Annotated in this window: 18 protein-coding genes and 1 riboswitch; of the genes, 7 read left to right on the top strand and 11 right to left on the bottom strand. The window is 39.4% G+C overall.

Translation table 11 applies throughout. From position 1 onward, the window contains the following. Positions 1-50 precede the first annotated feature (50 nt). Positions 51-154, bottom strand: a riboswitch (SAM riboswitch). 249 nt (positions 155-403) lie between these two features. The 3 genes from H0Z31_12040 to H0Z31_12030 all read left to right on the top strand — a co-directional run bounded on the left by H0Z31_12040 (position 404) and on the right by H0Z31_12030 (position 1,852). Further along, entirely contained in the window at positions 404-1,360 is a 957-nt protein-coding gene (locus tag H0Z31_12040; protein MBO8178173.1) for a site-specific integrase, read from the top strand. A 211-nt stretch (positions 1,361-1,571) separates the two neighbouring features. Further along, on the top strand, positions 1,572-1,676 hold the full coding sequence (locus H0Z31_12035; GenBank protein ID MBO8178172.1) for a YjcZ family sporulation protein: 105 nt from the start codon (positions 1,572-1,574) through the stop codon (positions 1,674-1,676). Positions 1,677-1,792: 116 nt separating this feature from the next. Continuing rightward, a complete protein-coding gene (locus H0Z31_12030) occupies positions 1,793-1,852 on the top strand; it encodes a YjcZ family sporulation protein (protein ID MBO8178171.1) in 60 nt (19 codons plus the stop codon). A gap of 68 nt (positions 1,853-1,920) precedes the next feature. Here H0Z31_12030 and H0Z31_12025 read toward each other — a convergent pair whose 3' ends face one another. The 3 genes from H0Z31_12025 to H0Z31_12015 are packed head-to-tail and all read right to left on the bottom strand — an operon-like array spanning position 1,921 to position 6,444. Next, entirely contained in the window at positions 1,921-3,621 is a 1,701-nt protein-coding gene (locus H0Z31_12025; GenBank protein MBO8178170.1) for an ABC-ATPase domain-containing protein, read from the bottom strand. A gap of 29 nt (positions 3,622-3,650) precedes the next feature. Beyond that, positions 3,651-5,564 (bottom strand): VWA domain-containing protein, encoded by a 1,914-nt coding sequence (locus H0Z31_12020; GenBank protein MBO8178169.1) that lies wholly within the window; start codon positions 5,562-5,564, stop codon positions 3,651-3,653. A 10-nt stretch (positions 5,565-5,574) separates the two neighbouring features. After that, entirely contained in the window at positions 5,575-6,444 is an 870-nt protein-coding gene (locus tag H0Z31_12015; GenBank protein MBO8178168.1) for a MoxR family ATPase, read from the bottom strand. Positions 6,445-6,687: 243 nt separating this feature from the next. Here H0Z31_12015 and H0Z31_12010 point away from each other — a divergent pair, with 243 nt between their 5' ends. Then, positions 6,688-7,152: a hypothetical protein gene (locus H0Z31_12010; protein ID MBO8178167.1), complete on the top strand. Its 465-nt coding sequence runs from the start codon at positions 6,688-6,690 to the stop codon at positions 7,150-7,152. 22 nt (positions 7,153-7,174) lie between these two features. Here the strand turns inward: H0Z31_12010 and H0Z31_12005 are convergent, their stop codons facing one another. The 3 genes from H0Z31_12005 to H0Z31_11995 form a co-directional block, all read right to left on the bottom strand. Beyond that, positions 7,175-7,606 (bottom strand): hypothetical protein, encoded by a 432-nt coding sequence (locus tag H0Z31_12005; protein ID MBO8178166.1) that lies wholly within the window; start codon positions 7,604-7,606, stop codon positions 7,175-7,177. Between the two features lie 81 nt (positions 7,607-7,687). Next, a complete protein-coding gene (locus tag H0Z31_12000; GenBank protein MBO8178165.1) occupies positions 7,688-8,284 on the bottom strand; it encodes a DedA family protein in 597 nt (198 codons plus the stop codon). Between the two features lie 110 nt (positions 8,285-8,394). Next, positions 8,395-8,601, bottom strand: a complete 207-nt coding sequence (locus tag H0Z31_11995; GenBank protein ID MBO8178164.1) for a hypothetical protein — start codon at positions 8,599-8,601, stop codon at positions 8,395-8,397. A 330-nt stretch (positions 8,602-8,931) separates the two neighbouring features. Between H0Z31_11995 and H0Z31_11990 the strand changes: the two genes are divergently transcribed. Together H0Z31_11990 and H0Z31_11985 are read left to right on the top strand one after the other, a co-directional pair. Continuing rightward, positions 8,932-10,419, top strand: a complete 1,488-nt coding sequence (locus tag H0Z31_11990; protein ID MBO8178163.1) for an aldehyde dehydrogenase family protein — start codon at positions 8,932-8,934, stop codon at positions 10,417-10,419. Positions 10,420-10,628: 209 nt separating this feature from the next. After that, complete coding sequence (locus H0Z31_11985) at positions 10,629-10,964, top strand: hypothetical protein (GenBank protein ID MBO8178162.1); 336 nt, start codon at positions 10,629-10,631, stop codon at positions 10,962-10,964. Between the two features lie 59 nt (positions 10,965-11,023). Here H0Z31_11985 and H0Z31_11980 read toward each other — a convergent pair whose 3' ends face one another. The 3 genes from H0Z31_11980 to H0Z31_11970 form a co-directional block, all read right to left on the bottom strand. Continuing rightward, a complete protein-coding gene (locus H0Z31_11980; GenBank protein ID MBO8178161.1) occupies positions 11,024-11,905 on the bottom strand; it encodes a gamma-glutamylcyclotransferase in 882 nt (293 codons plus the stop codon). 133 nt (positions 11,906-12,038) lie between these two features. Next, positions 12,039-13,682 (bottom strand): AMP-binding protein, encoded by a 1,644-nt coding sequence (locus H0Z31_11975; GenBank protein MBO8178160.1) that lies wholly within the window; start codon positions 13,680-13,682, stop codon positions 12,039-12,041. A gap of 152 nt (positions 13,683-13,834) precedes the next feature. Further along, positions 13,835-14,548: an AAC(3) family N-acetyltransferase gene (locus H0Z31_11970; GenBank protein ID MBO8178159.1), complete on the bottom strand. Its 714-nt coding sequence runs from the start codon at positions 14,546-14,548 to the stop codon at positions 13,835-13,837. A 254-nt stretch (positions 14,549-14,802) separates the two neighbouring features. Here H0Z31_11970 and sda point away from each other — a divergent pair, with 254 nt between their 5' ends. Continuing rightward, complete coding sequence (sda, locus tag H0Z31_11965; GenBank protein MBO8178158.1) at positions 14,803-14,940, top strand: sporulation histidine kinase inhibitor Sda; 138 nt, start codon at positions 14,803-14,805, stop codon at positions 14,938-14,940. A 370-nt stretch (positions 14,941-15,310) separates the two neighbouring features. Here the strand turns inward: sda and odhB are convergent, their stop codons facing one another. Then, a complete protein-coding gene (gene odhB, locus H0Z31_11960) occupies positions 15,311-16,552 on the bottom strand; it encodes a 2-oxoglutarate dehydrogenase complex dihydrolipoyllysine-residue succinyltransferase (protein MBO8178157.1) in 1,242 nt (413 codons plus the stop codon). Positions 16,553-16,571: 19 nt separating this feature from the next. Then, on the bottom strand, positions 16,572-19,403 hold the full coding sequence (locus H0Z31_11955; protein MBO8178156.1) for a 2-oxoglutarate dehydrogenase E1 component: 2,832 nt from the start codon (positions 19,401-19,403) through the stop codon (positions 16,572-16,574). Positions 19,404-19,602 lie beyond the last annotated feature (199 nt).

Below are 19,602 nucleotides of genomic sequence, written 5' to 3'. Positions count from 1 at the left end.
AATAAAAAAACTCTTTTCGCCATGAATGATGGGAAAAGAGTTTTCGTCCGTTCTTATCATCCAAAGCGAATGCTTTGCGGGTTGGAGCACCTTGCAAAATGGCAGGTTGCTGTGAAGTCATCGAGCCCGATCTCTCGTTCACTCTTGATAAGCTCTTATTAAGTTAAACTGATTTTACCATTTCTTCTCATGAAATACAATGGCTTTTTAATAAATTCCCATCAAATGCAACCTTTTCTTTTTATCACAGTTGTTAATATATGCTTACAATGAATAAAAATATGATTCGAAAGCTTACCATTCGTAAAATTTTCTCTTTTTTCCCTTGGAAACTATTTCATTTATTTGTATAATTTATATAAAAAATTGGATGCGTGAAATTATTCGTGTAGGAGGATTGGATATGAACGAAACCCCTTCATTTGTTGATCGTTTTTATGAAATGTTACTAGGCAAAGGCCGGAAGCCTTCGACCATCAAACGGTATCGCTCGGATTTACTTCACTTTTTTCGCTGGATGGAACATACATTTGGTGAAACAAACGAAGCAATGATGCGCAAGTTAACGGTAGATCAATTACAATCGTTTTTCCAGACTTTACATGAGGCAAACTATTCGCACGCAACGATTCGCCGGATTGGTGTCGTCATTAACCGTCTATTTCACCATTTTTCGATTAATGTCGGTTGTGAGATTACGGATTTAACGGATACGGAAACGTTAAGACCCCTCTCCAAGAATGACTTTATCCAAGATGATGAATTTGAGCGGTTGTATCATTCGTTCGCTGATCAGGATTATTTACCGCATCACGTTCCCTCCGCTCGTAAAGACTTAAAACATCGCAATCAAGCGATCGTTCTCCTCGTCCGATACATTGGTTTAACGCCAACAGAACTATCGCAAATCAAAATGAAAGACGTTAACTTCGCTCAAAAAGAAATCGTCGTTCGTTCAGCAAAAAGAACACGGACATTTGTCATATCTGATAAAATTCATCATCACTTAATCACGTATTATCGCTCTATCCCAAAAGAAGTACGTCCACACTATTTTTCAGATCATCCTTTATTTGTCGCCTACAACAATGTATCTTTTAGCTTTCAATATGACTATGAAGCAAACTGTCCAAAATATTTATCCGTACGGGGAATACAAGAAATGATCAAAGAAGAAGTTCGACGAGCTGGCTTACGCAAAATTTCAGCGCTTCATTTAAGGAACCAGTGCATTTTGGACGCCCTTTTAAAAGGAAAACCGACGGATGAAATTGTCACTTACTTTGATCTAACTTCCTCTTTTTCTTTACACCGGTATGTAAAATATGCACAGCAATTGATGAAAAACTTGGATGTGTGAAATTATATTTTTTTAAAGGAACACTTTTCTTTAAACTGACATAACAGAAAGAACCTCTATTGCTTTGGCTTAGTTCGTTTTTTAAGATTTTGATTATTTTTTTTCATATATTAGGACAACCATCCACCCTTTTTTCCATTCATTGAATATTGTAATTAATGTGAAGGATAACTTCCTATCACATTGAAAAAATGAAAGGGGTGGCTAGTTCATGTCTGATTTCGGAAGAAGAGATAATAATTTTGCGTTAATTGTCGTATTGTTCATTCTCCTTATTATTGTAGGAGCAGCCTTTATCTGTGGATGTGGTTATTAACTAACCTAATAAAAAATAAATGAAAGGGTGAATCAATGATGGGCTTTGGATGCGGTTATGGTGGCTATGGCTATGGAGGTTATGGTTCTGGCGGTTTAAATCTTGGTTCAACATTTGTGCTAATTGTCGTACTATTTATTTTACTCATCATCGTCGGAACATCTTTTATTTTCTAAATCAAACTTTAGCAAATAAATTGTAAGAAAAACGTCGCCTCCTTTCAGGGAAGGCGACGTTTTTCTTTTTATTTCACCTTTAATAATCGAAATCGATTAATGGCTGCAGCAAGCTCCAACGGTCTTACATAAACAAGTTCCCCAGGATGACCTTTCTGCATAGAAAAAATCTGGATTCCATGCTGGTCTATTTGGTCACGGACAAACGATAAAATTTCAGGAATAGTCCATCCTTTTCGAAACAAGTTATTCCGTTCTAAATACAATAAAATGGCCCCGATGGCATTTACTTGACTCGGGTGCACGAGCTGTTCAACGGCTGCTAAATCAATAGTCGATAAACCGTATTGTAATACCTGTTTTCCTTTAGCGACCACTTTCTGTTTTTTTCCTCTTTGACTGTTAAAACACGTTTCCGTAATGACGCGACCATTGATCTGACCAAACGAAATCCCTCCTTCCATTTTTCGCTCCGTCGGGTACGTTTGGGAAATCTTTTTCGCTTCATCCGTTACATCATACGGTTTGTATTGTTCCATTTTAATAATACAATCGGCGACATCAAAATAATCACCAGCCCCACCCATAACAAGAATTGTCGATACACCTTTTTCTTCATATAGTTGTTTTACTTTATCAATAAATGGCGTGATCGGTTCGTGATCCTTTTGAACAAGCGCTTGCATACGGGCATCACGGATCATAAAGTTCGTCGCACTTGTGTCTTCATCAATCAAAAGTGTCGTCGCTCCGGCTTCGAGTGCCTCCATGATGTTGGCTGCTTGGGAAGTACTACCGCTTGCGTTATCAGTTGTAAAAGCATCGGTTTTCCGCCCCAATGGTAAGTGAGTAATAAACGGGCTTATATTTACCATTTGGACACTTCGGCCGTCTTCAGCACGAATTTTTATCGCTTGCTCGTCCGTAAAAACAAATTCTCGCCCGTCCCCTTTGATATGATCGTAAACACTTCGTTCAAGGGCTTTCAAAAATGTGCTTTTCCCATGAAATCCCCCGCCTACGATTAACGTAATTCCTTTTCGAATCCCCATCCCCCGAATCGGTTCTTGTTGATGAGGAACGGGAATGCCCACCTCTAATTCTTTTGGACTTTGAAAAGGAACCGCTCCCTGTTTTAATGGACGATCACTTACTCCGCTTTCACGTGGTAATATGGCGCCGTTTCCAATAACGGCCACGAGTCCATGCTTTTTCATATATTCCCTTATCGCTGCTTGCTGATCGCACAAGTGGATAACAGATGTAATCGACTCCCGCTTCAGGGAAAAAACACTTTGTTGTAACACCGTTGGAAGTTGTTCAAACAACAGTCGTTCTGCTTCTTTACCAAGAACGGTACGCCCACGAGCCGGTAAACCGATGGAAAGACAGACGGTTAGATAACGGGGGGAAATCGTAACTGCCGTTGTCTCTAATACTTCTTGGCCTGGCGGATCGATCCAAATAAGTCCGCTTTTTCCTGATCCGTTTACCTGTTTCCCGACACGTTGAATGGCCCGATGAATTTGTCTTGTTATATAGTCTTCGATATGAATCGTTCGTTTTCGGGTAAGGGTATCTTCTCTCGTAAGGATGGTCTGTTCCCATGGGATAATGATTCGAATTTTAGAAGGACTGGCAAACGGATCTCCTTGTACATAATCAATGGCTAATTCATATTGTGGAAAGCGATACGTCCCTTGAATCGATTTATACGCTTTGTACCCTTTATGGTCAATTTGCTTAAGTATTTGGCGTAACCGTTCCATCCGTACCCCTCCTTTTTATACACTACAGGTTAAATACTTTTATACAGTAATTTTTTTAACAACGGGAACAATACGTCCGGAAGTTGTTCTACGTTGGATACGAGGATGCTGTATTTTCCATAAATGTTTTGAATGGTTGTCTTTTGTCCTTCATCAATTTCTCCATTTGCTAAAAAAACGTTTATTACTTCAATTCCTTGTTTACGGGCTAAAATAACCGCTTCATGAGTATCAATTATTCCGTTTTGATCATACCCCAAGGCGGCAGGTTCTCCATCGGAAAAAACGAGTAAAAACTTTTGTTTTTCTGATCGCTTTAATAGTCGCTCCGTCATTAGTCGGATGGCGAATCCATCGCGATTGTCCTCTTCAGGCTGCAACTGCATGACCTTTGGACCTATTGTTCTTTGAAAACACGTTTGAAATGAAATAACATGTTTAAAATAGTTCGGCTGATACGTTTCGGTTGCGTCGTTTGTATCTTCCCAAAAACCGACGATTTCATGAGGAACTTTTAATGATTGTAACGCTTCATGGAATAAAACAATTCCTCGTTTCGTTTCTTCCATTTTATCGTACATGGAAGCTGAACAATCAACAAGCAACGTAAACACTGCATCAATTTCATTCGACGGTTCATGCTTTTTATAAAACAGTCGAGGGTTTTTATCTGTAAAGAAACGAACAAGTTTTTTATTTAACCGTCCCATGTGCAAATCGGTGCGCGGCTGTATTTTTTTATGCTCAAGCGTTTTCTCAATCATATTTTTCAGTTTCTTTTGATAGGTGAGAATGTCTTTTTTTATTTGTTCGTAATGACGCTTGTCTTCCGTCGTTGAGAGTGTCGGCTCGACAAAAATAGGAACCGCATATTTGTTCTCTTTTCCGTACGACTCACTTCCTCCTAAACGGTCCATTTTTTTCATCACCGTCGCTTCCGCAGAAGTGTAATCGTTGTTCACGGATTGACGAGCGGAACCTTGAACGACGCCTAACGCTTGGTCCCCTTCGTCTCCTTCACGGACCCCTTCACCGAGTAAATCAGATTGGGTCCCTTGATCTAAATCGAATTGGAGAAACGTTTTTGATAGGTCGGACGTTTCCCGATGCCATGTCCGCATTTCTTCATCAAATACCGTTTCATCACCGTCTTTTTTCTTATCATGAAAATCACAATTTTGCAGTGGATCTTGGCGTTTTAAATCGCGGTAATCAAGACCTTCTTCGTCATGGTAGACGTTCTCCGGTAAGTGAAAATACTCATTCAACATATCTTCTTCGAGTAACTCGTCCAATACTTCCACTAGTTCTATGCAAATGTGAACAATGTCCCTTGTATGCGCCGCTTCAAAAATTCTCGATAATTGATGGCGAATAAATGGAATGACACGGTCTAATGGTTCTGAAATCGATGGGGGCTCTTCCGTTGGTGACTCTGCATGAATCATTCCAAATAAACTGTTAAACAGAGCATCCGTATACACACTTTTTACTAAATTGACATTTAGCTGTGTTTCAAAATGTTTTTTATACATCATCCGCCGTTTTGAAAAAACGCTTTTCGTGCCTGGACGCTTTTTTATACAAATATCTTCTAACCTTGTATCTTCTGCCAGCATAAATAATTGTTTCGCAAAACGCGGGATTGACGTTTGTTTAATTAGTTCGATGTATCGAATCACTTCTTGAAAGTCAGTGTGATAGAAGCTGCCTATCGCGCGTAAAAACACATCACTTTTCAATCCAGCGACCGTATCTTCTTTCGAGCGATGGTCCCAAAAGTGGCTGACGAAGATTTTTTCACCGATTACGTCTAAATACGATTGAACACTATATTCCACTTCCATATTCGGATTTTTCGTTAGCGTTTTTGCTAAATCAGCTAGTTGCATAAATAAAAAAGAATCTATTTTTTCGTCGTTAAACTGAATAAATCGATTCATCGGACATCCCTCAATCAAAAATCGTTTCGGCAATATTCCGGATGGCCGCTTTTTCTCGTTCGTCTTCTAACTTGTCTATAATTCCACGTTGAATCGCACGTAAAGGTGGCATGTAAACCGTTAAATCAACCGTATCAAGAAGGGCGCGAATCGATGCTGCCTCCTCTGAAATTTGACCGTTCGTAACCTGGATAAGCAAATCATTTGATAATTGAACAAATTTCGTTAACAGCCGATCATCTTGCTGAATGCTTTGTTCCTTTAATACTTGCTTTAAGACATCACCTTGAATGTACGGAACGTCAATGACTACAAAACGGTTTTTTAACGCTTCATTTAACGGAACCGTGCCCACATATCCTTCATTAATCGCGGCAATCACTCCAAAGGACGGTCTGGCTTTTACCACTTCTCCTGTAAATGGATTCGTTATCGTCCGGCGATAATCGAGAACCCCGTTTAGGATTGGTAACGTTTCTGGCTTGGCCATATTAATTTCATCTATATATAATAAATGACCTTTTTTCATCGCTTGAATGACGGGTCCTTCAATAAATTCAATCATTGTTTTTTCGTCTTTCTCAACGATTGTTTTATATCCGAGCAACGCTTCAGCGTCTAAATCAACGGAACAGTTAATGGAATGCATTGGCTGTGAAAAAATTGCCGATAACGTTTCCGCCAATTTCGTCTTTCCGGAACCGGTCGGCCCTTTCAATAATACGTTTTTACCAATGGAAAGAGCTGTTAAGGCATCATATAAGATCGATTCGTTAGAAGGTGTATACCCACCTTTTCCTATTAAATGTTGATCAACATCTTTCCATAACGATTTGCGTTCATTTATCATTTGTTCGAGCTGTTGTGGCAACTTTATCATGTATGTGTCATCCTTTCCCAGTTACGTTCGAAATCATACGACTGTTATTGTAATAGGGAGAACGCTTTCATGGCAATGTTTTCGCAATTCCAATTCCATTCTCTTCTTGATGAGTTGTCATTTCAAAATTAATGGTCGAAATAGAAATGGAGAAACCTTGTTTATTTTTCTTGGAAACGACTACTTGCCTTCTTATTTTTTGTATAATTTAAGTATTCATAATTTTTAGAAGAGGTGTCGAATATGGCTGAAAATAAGACGATAACCCCACTGGCCCATCGCGAATTCGCCGCTCAATATTTTAATAACGTTTGGGACTTACTCGAAAAAGAGAATCGTACAGAAGAAGATAACGAACGAATGGTTCATTTATGTCATGCTTCATTTCTACATTGGACGGAAGTAGAAAACCATACAGCCGAGCATTTGTCAATCGGGTACTGGCAATTGTCACGGGTATATGTTACTATTGGGAAACCTGAAATCGCACTCGAATACGCGAAAAAATGTATAGAAATTAGTGAAAAAGGTGGATTAACTCCCTTTTATCTCGGTTATGCCTTTGAAGCATTGGCACGAGCCTACTATCAACTTCATTTAATTCCAGAAGCGAAAGCCGCTTTTAAAAAAGCTTATTCTCTAGCAAAACAAGTTGAACCAAGTGACCATCAAGAGTTATTGATAAAAGATTTAGAAACGATGATGTAAAAGGAAAAGCACACACATCTTTTTACAATGTGTGTGCTTCGTCTACGATTGTGTATGTTCCTCGATCCACTTTTTTTACTTCTGGATGCATTTTCTCTAACGCTCTCATAAAGGTCGTCATATTCGCAATTTTTTCGTTCGTCCGTTGCTCAACTTCCCGTTTCAAGTCAGCACCTTTTAGGGGTCCTTCACTTTCTTTTAACACTTCAAGAGCTGTCTCTCGCAATAGAGCCGTCCGCTCGCTTCGATTTCTAACGGTCGTTTTCCTTACTTGTTCATTTGCTTCTATGTCTGTTGAAACGACATAATGGGCTGTTTGTTTTTCTGCTTGATCCAACTCTCGTAATCGTTTAAAAATCATTTCTCGTTCTTGACGGAATTCACGTAATATACGTTCTTCCGAATCCGCCATTTGTTCTAGTCGAATTTTGAGTGCCATTCTTTCATCAAACATACGTCCACATCCTCCGTTAATTCCCATCAATTAGTCTTATTATACGTGCATCTTCACAAAAATAAAAGAGCAAGTGGCGAGTCACTTTGAGACGAATGTTTTTTTCCCTTTTTGAATAGTTTTTCGTCTAATAAACAGAATCACGATAATACCAACAATACAAATCGTCCAAACCAAGTAATCGATGATTTCATTAAATGCTGTCGGAAAGACTCTTCCGACTTGAAAATAGATGTTGCTCCACAAAAATAAAGCAACCGTTGTGACCATAAAAAATTGAATAAACGAAACGTTCATGGCGCCAGCTAAATATGGCATAAGTAACCGAACCCCCGGAACAAAGTAACTAAATCCAATACCAAGACCATACCTTTTTTGTAACCATATTTTCGCTCGATAGAAGTACCGCTCGGATGCTCGCTGTTGGATTCGATCAACCACCCGAGTTCCGAGTAATCGGCCGACCATATACCCAAAGATGGAGCATGATAACACCCCTGCATAAAGACTTAAAAAAGCATATACTGGTTTAAAATCATAGACCGTAGTCAACATTCCCGTAAAAGCCGCTCCAACTTCATTTGGTAATGGAAAACCAAAAAAAATGACCCAACTGATAAGAAACATGCTTAAATAACCATATTCACCGACAAGTTCCCATAAAAAAGATTCCCCCATCGGTAATGATACCCCCATCATTTATTCTTTGTTCCTATACTTTAATGGGGAGGTGAAGATGTTGTCAAATAAAAAACTGAAAAAATTTAAAAAAGCTTGGTTTCCCAAGCTTATCGAATTTCTTCAAAATATTCTTTGTAATAGCCCCCTACTTTTCCACTATTGTCTACAATAAAATAAAATTCGTCCGTTTCATTTTTTACTTCGTACTCTTTTCCAACCGTCAGCATGTTGTTCACAATAAATTTTTTCGCATCTGTATGTACACATTTTACTTTTTTCAACGTTGGTGCCTGTTGCCATAATAAATGAATCATTTCGATCACTCCTTTTCTATCGTTGCCTATAAATAGTATATGGATTAATCATTCTCGAATCAATAAGGAGCCAGTGGTAGATGAACAATCTCGACATCATCTAACAGTATTAGTCAAAAAATATCCTAAAAACACGTGAATGTTTTTTCTTTTTGTAAAATAAGCGATTTATTTGTCATTATTTTTCGATTTTTTATTCTTGATAGAAAACTTTACAGTTGTTACCATTAGATACGGAAGCGGTTTCAACAAGATTTTCAACTTTGCACCTCATCACGATTTACTAGTTGCAAACCTTCTATTCTATTAACCTTAAAAAGGAGGATTTTGATGAGTCAATTAATGATTAATGTGAATGAAAAGGTGCAAAAATTTTTACAAGGGACGAAAAAACTGTATATTAACGGGGAGTGGGTCGAAAGTAAAACAGGAAAAACGTTTGACACTCCAAACCCGGCGACTGGGGAAACGTTAGCAACGGTTTACGAAGCTGGTCCAGAAGACATTGATCTTGCGGTAAAAGCCGCTCGTAAAGCGTTTGATGAAGGTCCTTGGTCCAAAATGAGCGCAGCTCAGCGAAGCCGCTTAATGTACAAGCTAGCTGATTTAATGGAAGAACATAAAGAAGCATTAGCTCAGCTCGAAACATTAGATAATGGTAAACCTATTCGCGAAACGTTAAACGCTGATTTACCACTTGCGATTGAACATATGCGCTATTATGCGGGATGGGCAACGAAAATTGTTGGACAAACGATTCCAGTGCATCCAACATATTTTAACTATACTCGCCACGAACCAGTCGGTGTGGTTGGACAGATTATTCCATGGAACTTCCCACTCCTAATGGCCATGTGGAAATTAGGGGCAGCATTAGCAACGGGATGTACAGTGGTGTTAAAACCAGCAGAGCAAACTCCGCTATCAGCACTCTATTTAGCAGAACTAATTGAGGAAGCAGGCTTCCCTAAAGGTGTGGTCAATATTGTTCCAGGCTTTGGGGAAACGGCAGGACAACCATTAGTTGATCACCCTCTAGTGGATAAAATTGCCTTTACAGGTTCGACCGAAGTCGGAAAAATCATTATGGAGCGGGCAGCAAAAACATTGAAGAGAGTCACGCTTGAACTAGGTGGAAAATCACCAAACATTATTTTACCGGATGCCGACCTATCAAAGGCAATTCCAGGTGCCTTTAATGGGGTCATGTTTAACCAAGGGCAAGTTTGCTGTGCCGGTTCTCGTGTCTTTATCCCGAAAGACCAATTTGATAACGTTGTGGCTGATATGGTCTCCCACGCGAAATCGATGAAACAAGGAGCAGGCATTCATCCGGATACAGAAATTGGGCCACTTGTTTCAGCAGAGCAACAATCTCGTGTCTTAAACTATATCCAAAAAGGAATTGAAGAAGGAGCTGAGTTACTCGTTGGTGGTGATAAACCAAGTGACCAAGGGTACTTCGTCTCCCCTACCGTATTTGCTGACGTCCGAGATGATATGACCATTGCTCGTGAGGAGATTTTTGGTCCTGTTATTGCGGCCTTGCCTTATGAAGATCTTGACGAGCTTATCGCTCGGGCAAATGATTCGCAATACGGCTTAGCAGCTGGGGTATGGACCAAAGATGTAGCGAAAGCTCATTATATTGCCAGCAAACTGCGTGCCGGAACCGTTTGGGTGAACTGTTATAATGTATTTGATGCTGCGAGCCCATTCGGTGGATATAAACAGTCAGGTATCGGAAGAGAAATGGGGTCCTATGCACTAGACAACTATACAGAAGTAAAGAGCGTTTGGGTAAGTTTAAAACATTAATTTGACATTGCTGAGAAGAACCGTTCGGACATGGTGCCGAACGGTTTTTTTGCGAAAAAATTTCTTACTTTTGCGAAACTTTTTTCACTATCGATCGTCTATTAATATAGGACCAATAGGATAGCTCGAACACCCCCTAAAAATGTCGATATTTTTCGAATTGGTGTAATAGATACCGGATACATACATCAAATGCAGTAGGTGATGGAATGAGAAAGTTCGCTCCATTCATGTATGTCCTATTCATTAGTGTACTGGTTTTTTTAACCGTGCAACGCCCATCCGTTCATCAATATGAGGAGTGGCGCTACAACCGCTATTCTATCGAATGTCAAGGAAGTGTCATGTGTTCATATACGAACACAAATGAACAAAAGTTTCCTTTATTAGAAATTGGAAAAAATATAAATGAAGACTATTTAATTTTTTCTACGATTGAACAACGGTTTGAAACGATGGACGGAAAAGAAATGCTGATTAAAGCGATTGGGATTATGGGACGATTTTTTCCAATTATTGAGGAAAATGTTCCAACAAAGGGCTAACAGTCAGCTTACTTAAAAGTTAGCCCTTTGTTCATTTTTTTATGACTAAAGTTATCACTTTATATAAGCTGTTCGATCTGATCCATTGACATACCTAATGAATGTAACCTTTCTTTTAACTGTTTCATATAAGCTGCACTAACGTATCCATAAGCACCTCTCAAAATCTCTCGTGCATAATGTACCGGTGGACATGTCTCGTTCTGTTTGTTATTTACGATAAATGTTAACACATCTACATGTTGTTCCCCATTGATGGTTACATCGACAAAAGCTGGCCGATACCATCCAAGTTCGACCCCTTCTCGTTCAAATAAATACTTAACTCCTTCATATGGAACGTGATATACAATTCCTTCTGTTATTCCCCCATCTTCGACAATATCAGCACGTCCACCGTCTTCGACAGGAAACGTATATTTCATAGAATAATTATGTAAACGTCCAGTGCCAATCACGTGCTGAAAAAAATGATCGACATTCGCTTTTTGAAATCGTTCGTGATCCATACACGACCCATAAGCAAAGTAGGAAACAAAGTCCGGTTTTTTTAATAAAAATTGATGAACTTTCCAATCACCAGTTGGAATACGTTCTTTCATTATCGACTTATTTGTCGTTACATAAACAACCCCTTCAACGGGACCATCATCTGTCCAAATTTGCTCCGTTACCCTCGTATATAATGAATCGGTTCTAGCAGGATGGTAATCTTCTAACTGATCAATGAATGGTAGATCATCAATAGAAAGTTCAAATAGTTCTCCAAACACTCGATCATTCCCGTTTAACGACAATGCTGGATAACCGAATCCTGTATCATATAGGGTACCATAAACCCAAGCCTGGTCATAAAGCTTTTTCGCTTTATTTAGGTAATGATGATTCCTTTCGTGTTTACGAAGCGTTCCGTATACAAATAAATAGACGGACCTTTTCATTGCTTATTCTTCCTTTCATCATTTTGTTTACATAACATTATTATTGTTAATTTATTTTTCAAAAAATTCTTATAGAATACTATAAAGTAAAAAGGAAGCTTTCTCAATATAAAGCTTCCTTTTAAATAATGAGTTAATTGGATTTTCTAAATAGTTGTACCGCTTTTTCTCGCAATTTATATTTTTGGATTTTCCCAGAAGCTGTCATTGGATATTGGTCGATAAACTCAATATATCGTGGAATTTTATGTCGAGAAATTTTTCCTCGACAATATTCTTTTATTTCTTCTGGAGTTGCTTCTTCCCCTTCTTTTAATATAATCCATGCCATCACTTCTTCTCCATATACCTCATCTGGTACTCCAACTACTTGGACATCTAAAATTTTTGGATGGGTATATAAAAACTCTTCAATTTCTCGTGGATAAATGTTTTCACCCCCACGGATAATCATATCTTTTAAACGACCAGTAATGCGGCAATATCCTTGCTCATCCATCACAGCTAAGTCACCTGTATGCAGCCAGCCCTCTTCGTCGATTACTTCCTTTGTTGCTTCTGGATTTTTATAATATCCTTTCATCACATGGTATCCTCTTGTGCATAATTCCCCTTGTACCCCACGTGGAACCTCTTTGTTCGTACCTGGTTCCACAATTTTCACTTCCACATTTGGTAACGCTCGACCAACGGTTTCTACTCGAATTTGAATCGGGTCGTCTGTCCGTGTTTGAGTAATGACTGGAGAGGATTCCGTTTGTCCATATGCAATCGTAATCTCGGTTGCGCCCATTTTTTCCATGACTGCTTTCATCACTTCGATTGGACAGTTAGAACCTGCCATAATGCCTGTTCGAAGTGAGGATAAATCAAACTGGTCAAAATCAGGGTGATTTAATTCGCTGATAAACATCGTTGGTACTCCATGAAGGCCGGTACATTTTTCGTCTTGTACCGTTTGCAAAACTTCTTTCGGATGAAACTCTTGTACTGGAACCATCGTTGCTCCAACTGTTACACAAGCTAACGTACCGAGCACACAACCGAAGCAGTGGAAAAATGGAACCGGTATGCATAATCGATCTTGTTCGGTTAGCTTCATACATTGGGCAATGTTATAGGCATTGTTAATAATATTCGAATGACTGAGCATGACTCCTTTTGGAAAACCGGTCGTACCAGAAGTATATTGCATATTAATGACATCATCTGGATAAAGGGTGTCCATTCGTTGGTCGAGCGCTTCATCCGCTACATCCTCTCCTAGCGCTAAAACGTCCCCCCACTGATATGTACCTGGATATTTATTGTCACCAAGGACGATGACATTTTTCAAATGAGGAAGTCGCTTTGAGTGAAGTTGACCTGGCGTTGCGGTTTTTAACTCAGGTACAATTGAATATAGCATATCAATATAGGAAGAATCACGATACTGTTCTAGAAGGATAATCGTGGTGGAATCAGACTGGGAGAGTAAATATTCTAATTCTGCCGTTTGATAGTTCGTATTGACCGTAACGAGAACGGCTCCCATTTTTCCTGTGGCAAATTGGCAAATCAGCCACTCCGGTACATTACTTGCCCAAATCGCTACATGTTCGCCTTTTTCAATTCCTAATTTCATCAATCCTTTTGCAGCTTGGCGACAAAGCAAATCAAATTCACGATAGCTCCACCTTAAGCCACGGTCACGATACACGACCGCCTCGTGATTCGGGTGAGCTTCCGCTTTTTGAGCTAACAGTTGACCGATCGTTACATTCCATTCTTTTGACAACCTGTTCTTCCCCCTTTGTCCGAAATTTTTGGAGCATCATTTCCCTAATTAAATATTATCATACTTTTCCGAATTTTTGTACATTATAAACAAGCACGCTAAAAACCTTTACATACGTGCCTGTAGACCATTCTCCAAAATAAATGTTGTTATTATGTATGTTTGTTCATTAGATATTCAAAAGTAAAATCGACAAGCGGGCGTAACGGAACGAGTTTTGCTTTCGCACATCCAACTTTACCTACGGAAATAGACGCCTTTTTTTCAAATGCTTCTCCTATGGCTGGGAACTGTTCATCATCCATTTCAATAAGTTGATACGTTTTCCACACGCGATGACCATTTTCCAATATAGCTGACGATTGTGTTTCAATCTTCCGATTCGGAAGCTTGTGCTCAGCCAAATGCATCGCCGTACAAGAATCGTACCCAACACCTAACAATAAAATATAACTATCTCGCTCATACAAACGGCCAAGTGGAGATTCGTCACCAAGCGAAAAGTCAAGTGGATGGCTTGCTAATACGGCACTCGCTTCCTTTCCCCAACCGCTAAACGAATGAATGGGATGCGCACTTCGAAGAACACTTGGATAAGTACGGAATGCTTCGGCAATCCGGCCGATTCCCCATGTCGGAGTTGTCGCTGGATCAAAAGGTGGAATCGAATTTCGTATAGTTTCCCACCAATCCCGTGGAACAGGAGGATTTTGCCAATATTGAGGATCGGAATTGTCCGCCGATTGAGCAGGCATGATAATCGTCCCCTCTTCGGTAACCACTTCCATTATCGCGTCGATGACGGCTTTTTCTCGCCCACACACCCAGCCAAGGGAACTAAGGGAAGAATGGACAATGATTGTCATACCTTTTTTTAATCCTAGTTGTTTTAAATCTTGCACTATACGTTCTTTCGTAACAATTGCTCCTTGTAGGATCCCCTTTTTTATTGTCACGTTCTACACTCTTTCTTGTAATATCTTAAATTTACTAAATTAGTTTTAAAATGTTAAGATTTCTAGATTTTTAACAAAAAATTTTGCGTAATGCCTTTCACAAAACTGCATAATTATATAAAATATATAGAAAATACAGAATATTTTACTTAGGAGGTTCTTCCATGAAAATTATGAGCAATGAGCAACTTGTCGCAGCTTACCGAGACGCACAAAAAAATGGTGAGGACCGGATGTGGATCAAGCTTTTGAAAGATGAAATAAAAAAACGAGGATTAAATCCTTTTAAAAAACGCCGCTAAGATCATTGGAGCACATATAGTGACCACTATATGTGCTTTTTATTTATTTGCAGACATTCCCCACTTGTTCATCAAATCCTTCACATCTTCCTCTTTTAACATTCCTAGCTGTTGAAGTAATGTACTATACAACATAACTTTTTTCTGAATACGTTTACTCATGGTTCATTCTCCTTTACTTTTTATTAAAGTATTCAACTTTTACCAAAATGTTTCCTTTAGTCAACTTTTTTAACTTTATAAAAATTTTAAAAGTGTTAACTTTGACACTTATACTCTAACAACTGACTTTTTGTCCCCTGTAATAGACTATGGCTTCAATAAAAACGCCTATTCCCACTAGTAGGAAATAGGCGTTTTTTTGTTTATTTTAGCCTTCAAGCAAGAGTTGTTCAGGGTTTTCTAATAGCTCTTTTACTTTCGCCAAGAATCCAACTGCTTCTTTTCCATCGATGATGCGATGGTCATAAGATAGGGCCACATACATCATTGGACGGTTTTCGATACGTTCTTCATCAATGGCTACAGGACGTAGTTGAATTTTATGCATACCTAAAATTCCGACTTGTGGGCCGTTTAAGATTGGAGTCGACAGTAAGGAGCCGAATACTCCACCATTTGTAATGGTAAATGTGCCACCTTGTAAATCACTTAAGGCGAGTTTGTTGTTACGAGCTTTTTGAGCAAGTTCAGCGATATCACGTTCGATTTCAGCAAAGTTCTTACGATCGCAGTCACGGACTACCGGTACTACTAATCCTTCGTCTGTAGATACGGCTACACCAATATCATAGTATTTTTTCAATACGATTTCATCGCCTTGAATTTCAGCGTTTACATACGGATACTTTTTCAATGCAGCAACAACCGCTTTTGTAAAGAAGGACATAAATCCTAAACGTACATCATATTCTTCTAATATTTTGTTTTTGTAACGTTTACGAAGTTCCATGACATTCGTCATATCAATTTCGTTGAACGTTGTTAACATGGCTGCGGTATGTTGTACATCGACGAGACGCTTCGCAATTGTTTGACGGCGACGAGACATACGAATACGTTCAACTGGTTTATTGTCCCCATGTTCCACCTGCGGTTTAGGCGCAGACGGTTGCTGGGTTGCTTGAGTTGGTTGAACTGCTTGGACAGGCTGATTAGCAAAATGTTCTACATCATGTTTACGAACTCGTCCAAGTGGATCTACCGTTGGAACTCGTGACAAATCAATTCCTTTTTCGCGTGCTAATTTTCTTGCTGCAGGAGAAGCGATTGGGCGCTCTTTTGCTGCCGGCTCTTCTTTCACTTCTGCTTTTGGTTCTTCCACTTGTTGAATCGGTTCCTCTTTTTCCGGTACTGAAGCTGAAGGTGTGGATGCAGTGCCTTTGCCAACAATGGCAATAACATCCCCAACTTTTACGTTATCCCCTTCTTGGAACAAGATTTCTTGTAGCACACCTGCTTCTTCGGAAATGACTTCGACATTTACTTTATCTGTTTCTAGCTCAACGACGTAGTCACCTTTTTCTACTTTGTCCCCTGGTTGCTTTAGCCATTGGGCGATAGTTCCTTCCGTAATAGATTCTGCTAACTCAGGTACTTTAATTTCAGCCACTTTGATGTCCTCCTCCTACTTATCGTGATACCGCTTCAGTGATAATTCGAGCTTGTTCTTTTTTATGAACGCTAGGATCCCCTTCTGATGGGCTAGAACGACGACGTCTTCCGATATAACGTACGTCAACATCTTCTGGGGTAAGATCTCGAAGTCGTGGTTCTACAAATGTCCAACCACCCATATTTTTCGGTTCTTCTTGGACCCAAACGAGTTCCTTCAAGTTCGCGAAACGTGCAATAATTTCTTTTATTTGCTTTTCCGGGAACGGATATAATTCTTCGACACGTACAATGTGTAACCAATCAAGAGATTTTTCTTTTTGAATACGCTCAGCTAAATCAATCGCAATTTTTCCACTACATAGCACAATTCGCTCGACTTTTTCAGGTGTTTTTCCTAAACCAGGCTGTTCGATGACTGGCTGGAACGCCCCTTCCGTCAAGTCACGGTAATGGCAACTTGCTAACGGATGGCGGAGTAAACTCTTCGGTGTCATTATCACTAATGGACGTACTTCTTCTTTTTGTAAAATTGCCGCTTGGCGACGTAATATATGGAAATATTGGCTAGCATTCGATAAATTTGCTACGGTCCAGTTATTTTCTGCAGCTAGTTGTAAGAAGCGCTCGACACGACCGCTGGAATGTTCTGGACCTTGACCTTCATAGCCATGTGGAAGTAACATCACAAGACCAGATTTTTGTCCCCACTTCGCTCGACCGGCGGCAATAAATTGATCAAACATCACTTGCGCCATATTTGCAAAATCACCGAATTGTGCTTCCCACAATACGAGCGTTTCTGGTGCAAAGACGTTATAACCATATTCATAACCGACTACGGCCATTTCGGTTAATGGGCTATTATAGACGACAAAGGAAGAATTCGCATCCGTTATATGGTGTAAAGGAACATATTCTTCCCCCGTTTTTTCGTCGTGAAGAACGAGATGTCGTTGGGCAAATGTTCCCCGTTGTGAATCTTGTCCAGTCATCCGAATTGGGGTTCCATCACGGAGGATGGATGCAAATGCTAACGCTTCTGCATGGGCCCAATCAATAGTTCCATCATTAAAGGCGGTTTCACGACGTTTTAAAATTCGTTCCAACTTTTTATAAACGTGGAACCCTTCCGGCCATTGAAGCATTTCACTATTAAGACGGCGAAGCACTTCTTCTGAAACTGTTGTATTAATCGAAGGTAATCCATTCGTCACATCTTTTGGCGGATTCATCGTAGTGTCTGGTTCCTCATCTTTAGCTGGAACTTTGTCATAGGCTTTTTGAAGCTTTTCTTGAACATCCGCATCCATTTGTTCCACTTCTTCTTTTGTAATAATTCCTTCTGCTATGAGCTGTTCGGCGTATAGGGCACGAACGGTCGGATGCTTACGGATGATATGATACATTAATGGGTTTGTCACCATTGGTTCATCCATTTCGTTATGTCCAAATCGACGATATCCAATTAAATCAATTACAAAATCCTTTTTGAAACGGCGACGGTATTCATAAGCAAATATAGCTGCAGCGATACAAGCTTCCGGATCATCAGCATTCACATGGACAATAGGAACTTCAAAACCTTTTGCTGTATCTGACGCATAACGAGTTGTCCGAGAATCGTAGCTTTCTGTAGTAAACCCAATCATATTGTTGGCAATAATATGGATGGATCCACCTGTTTGATATCCTTTCAATCCACTTAAGTTTAATGTTTCGGAAACGACACCTTGTCCTGGGAAAGCGGCATCACCATGAATTAAAATCGCGTAAGAGCTTTCTGTATCTTGTACAGGAACTCCTTTTACCGTTCTTTCTTCTTGGGCAGCACGAGTGTAACCTGCCACAATTGGACTAATCACCTCTAAATGACTTGGGTTGTTCGCTAATGTCACACGAACGCGCTTGGTTTGATCTGCTGAAAAACGTCGATCAGCTCCAAGGTGGTATTTAACGTCCCCTGTCCAACCGTATGTAATACCAATTGAGCCTTCAGAAGGAATTAAATCTTTGTTAGGCGCATGTTGAAATTCAGCAAAAATCATTTCGTACGGCTTACCTAATACGTGTGCTAAAACGTTTAAACGTCCACGGTGTGCCATACCAATATTAACCGTTTTCGCACCATGTTCGACAGAGTAGGCAATTAATTCATCTATTAACGGAACCATTGCATCAAGGCCTTCGATCGAAAACCTTTTTTGTCCGACAAACGTCCGGTGTAGGAATTTTTCAAACCCTTCAACTTCTGTCAACCGTTTTAACAGTTTCTTTTTTTGTGCCTTTGATAAATTGGCTGTAACTTTTCCTGATTCGATCATATGGCGAAGCCAATTTTTCTCTTCGACATCGTGAACCTGGTGAAATTCGTAGGCAAGTTTTTTCGTATACACTTCTTTCAAATGCAAAATCGTATCGAGTCCATTTTGCACGTGTGGTGGCGCATCAGGACAAATATACTCTTTCGGAATTTGTTTCAAATCTTCTTCCGTTAAATCATATTCAGCTAATTCGATCCGACGTGTATCTTTGTTTTCATTTGTTAATGGATTAATGTCAGCCGCTAAATGACCATATGTACGTATATTGTCCGCAAGCTTGACGGCTGCTACAACCTTTGATAACATTGTCGGACTGGAAGGAAGTTGGAAAGAAATATCGAGTCTGCCTTTTTCTATATTTGATTCTGTGGATGGAGGACCGTATTGTTCAAACATTTTTCTTAATTCTGGGTCCACACTTTCTGGGTTTTCTAAAAATTTTTCATACATTTCCATGACGTAACCGAGGTTTGGACCATGAAAATGTTGCCATGGAACCCCTTGAGTTGCTGTTTGCTGTCTCATTGTGAAAAACCTCCAACAATCTCGCCCTAAATAATTTTTTAAAAAAAATTTTTTCATAATAGAATAATATTGAGTCAATAGTCTTTGATTGAAACGCTTACATGGACATTTTAACACTAAGAAATGCTAAGATAAAGGTAAAATTTGAAAAATGTTAATTTTTTGTGACAAAAAATTTTTCTTTACTACAGAATAAAAA

The sequence above is a fragment of the Bacillus sp. (in: firmicutes) genome (assembly GCA_017656295.1).
In the GTDB taxonomy this organism is placed as follows: domain Bacteria; phylum Bacillota; class Bacilli; order Bacillales; family JACDOC01; genus JACDOC01.
Note: the sequence above shows the minus strand (reverse complement) of the source record. Positions and strands in the feature narration are given on the sequence as shown.